The following is a 2,349-nucleotide window of genomic DNA, read 5'->3' as shown; positions in this document are numbered from 1 at the left end:
TGGCCACATCGTCGGCGCCCTGATGGCGGCCAACAGTTTCGGCGAAATCTATGCCGATGCACCGCCCGGCGATGGCCCGGTGGTGATGCCCAAGTTGACCGGCCATCGCCGTTTCGGGCGGGAAAACACCATCATTGGCGCGGTCGCCACCAATGCACCACTCACCCGCGCCCAGGCCTTGCGAGTGGCGATGATGGCGCAGGGCGGGCTGACACGGGCGGTGCGGCCGGTGCACACGCCGTTCGATGGCGATTGCATCTTCGTGCTTTCCACCGCTGCGCCCGGCCTGCCACCGGTGGACAATGTCGCGCTGATCGAGATCGGCACGGTCGCGGCCGATCTGGTGGCCGCCGCCGTGCGCCAGGCCGTCGGGCTCTACTGATCGCCCAGCAACGCGATGCGGCTGGCCAGTGCCGCCAGCCGGGGGGCCAATGCGGCGGCCTGAGTGGGCGCATCGCGCAGGGCTTCGGCCAGCGCCGCCCGGCGAAAATCCGCGCCGGCAAGCGGGGCCAGCGCTGCAACCAGCGCTGATTCGGCCGCTTCCAGCTGCAAGGCCGCCGCCGAATCGGCCGCAGCGCCAGCCGCGGCCGCGCGCGCGGCGTCACGGGTGGCACGGGCCGGAGCCGCCGCAGATGCGGCTTGCGCCACCAGTGCCTCAAGCGCTGCCAGTTCGGTTTCGGCAGATGCTGCGGTGGGCGGCGGCGTGGAGGGGAGCATATCGGGCGCTGCCGGTGCCACGGTTTCAGCCGGCGGCGCGCAATCGGCGCTGTCTGCCTTGGGACAGCGGCCACCACCCTGAACAGCACCGGGCACGTTACGCGGCACCATCGGCGAGATCTCGCCGGGGCGCGGATTCAGGCTGGGCCAGTCGCTGCCCTTCCCGGCGCAACCGGCCAGCAAAAGGGCAAGAACGAGAGGCTGGGTCAGACGATACATGATTAATCGCCTAAAACGGCAAGGAAGAGGTTGCAATGCCCGGCGCGCGTGGCTATCAGGCCGGCCTTCACGGTGTGCGCCCGTAGCTCAGCTGGATAGAGCATCAGACTACGAATCTGAGGGTCGGACGTTCGAATCGTTCCGGGCGCACCAATTCCCTCCCCGTTCGGGCCGTGCATCTGCTCCCTAGTGATCCCGATGCCTGTGCCGGCGTTGTTTTGGCCGCCGCAACAGCATTGGTGACACCCTTGGCGGCATCGCCTTCGGCCTGGTGGCCACCAGCCCCGATGATAACGGCAAGTATTGATTTGGCAGCAACTGGCCTCTCAGGTTAGTCTCCGCCTGCCGCGTCGCCTAAAGCGGCAGGCAAGCCGCTGCCCAGGGGAACTGCGCGATGAATGTACCAGAAGTAACCGCAATGCTGACGGCGCTCGGCCTGAAGCTGGCAGCCGGCTTTGCGCTTTACATGGTCGGGCGCTGGCTGATCAGTTTTGCCATCGGCATCCTGAGCCGGGTGCTGACGTCGCGCAATTTCGATCCGACGCTGCAGCGCTACATAGCATCCATCCTGGGCGTCTTGCTCAACATCGTGCTGGTGGTGGCCATCCTCGGCTTCTTCGGCATCGAAACCACCAGTTTTGCGGCGCTGTTGGCTGGCGTTGGTCTGGCCGTGGGTGCCGCCTGGTCGGGCCTGCTTTCAAATTTTGCTGCCGGGGCGTTTCTGGTGATCTTTCGCCCCTACAAGGTGGGGGATTATGTCGTCGGTGGCGGCGTGGAAGGCTCGGTAACCGAGGTCGGCCTGTTCAACACCATCATCACCAGCCCCGATAATGTGCAGACCATCGTGGGCAATTCGAAGATGTCGGGCGATGTGGTGAAGAATTATTCCGCCCACAGCTACCGCCGCGTCGACCGCACCGCGCAACTGGCCTTTGGCGTGGACCCGCTTGATGCCATTGCCCGGCTGAAGCCGGCGCTGGCCGCCATTGCCAATGTGATGGCCGAACCGGCGCCCGATGTGGAGATTCTCGATTTCAACGAGCGTGGCACCGTGCTCGCCGTGCGCCCCTATTGCCACACCAACAATTATTGGCAGGTCTATTTCGACACCAACAAGCTGATTTCGGCCACCTTTGGCGAAGCCGGCTATGCCGCGCCGCACACAGTGGAATATGAAAAGCAAATCAAGTAGGCGGCGGATCGGCGGCCAGCGGCACCACCCGTTCAGCCGACGCCAGTGATCAGGCCCAGTTTGAGCGCCTTCACATGGCTGCTACGAGGGCGGAGAGAAAAAATTGGGGGGAAATGGTGGACGCGGCAGGGATTGAACCTGCGACCCCTGCGATGTCAACACAGTGCTCTACCACTGAGCTACGCGTCCACGGGAAGGCGCCTGTTAGTGGCATCGGCCCC

At 64.9% G+C, this 2,349-nt stretch carries 3 protein-coding genes and 2 tRNA genes; 3 read left to right on the top strand and 2 right to left on the bottom strand.

All coding sequences use genetic code 11. From position 1 onward, the window contains the following. Nucleotides 1–382, top strand: a 382-nt coding sequence (locus RMO81_RS04675; protein ID WP_310474596.1) for a P1 family peptidase, incomplete at its 5' end; no start/stop codon positions are given. Here RMO81_RS04675 and RMO81_RS04670 read toward each other — a convergent pair. Beyond that, complete coding sequence (locus RMO81_RS04670) at nucleotides 376–936, bottom strand: hypothetical protein (protein WP_310474595.1); 561 nt, start codon at nucleotides 934–936, stop codon at nucleotides 376–378. The genes RMO81_RS04675 and RMO81_RS04670 overlap by 7 nt on opposite strands. Nucleotides 937–1,012: 76 nt before the next feature. On the opposite strand from RMO81_RS04670, the gene RMO81_RS04665 reads away from it, so the two are divergent. Together RMO81_RS04665 and RMO81_RS04660 are read left to right on the top strand one after the other, a co-directional pair. Next, nucleotides 1,013–1,089 (top strand) — tRNA-Arg (locus RMO81_RS04665). Between the two features lie 241 nt (nucleotides 1,090–1,330). Next, nucleotides 1,331–2,128 (top strand): mechanosensitive ion channel family protein, encoded by a 798-nt coding sequence (locus RMO81_RS04660; protein WP_310474594.1) that lies wholly within the window; start codon nucleotides 1,331–1,333, stop codon nucleotides 2,126–2,128. 114 nt (nucleotides 2,129–2,242) lie between these two features. Here the strand turns inward: RMO81_RS04660 and RMO81_RS04655 are convergent. After that, nucleotides 2,243–2,317: transfer RNA gene (locus tag RMO81_RS04655), tRNA-Val, on the bottom strand. Nucleotides 2,318–2,349 lie beyond the last annotated feature (32 nt).

This window comes from Sandarakinorhabdus sp. (assembly GCF_031422795.1).
Lineage (GTDB): Bacteria > Pseudomonadota > Alphaproteobacteria > Sphingomonadales > Sphingomonadaceae > Sandarakinorhabdus.
This window is presented reverse-complemented; position numbering and strand designations above follow the sequence as displayed.

Coding starts and splice junctions, on each gene's coding strand:
- RMO81_RS04670 (WP_310474595.1), bottom strand. CDS start 936: ATGTATCGTCTGACCCAGCCTCTCGTTCTTGCCCTTTTGCTGGCCGGT.
- RMO81_RS04660 (WP_310474594.1), top strand. CDS start 1,331: ATGAATGTACCAGAAGTAACCGCAATGCTGACGGCGCTCGGCCTGAAG.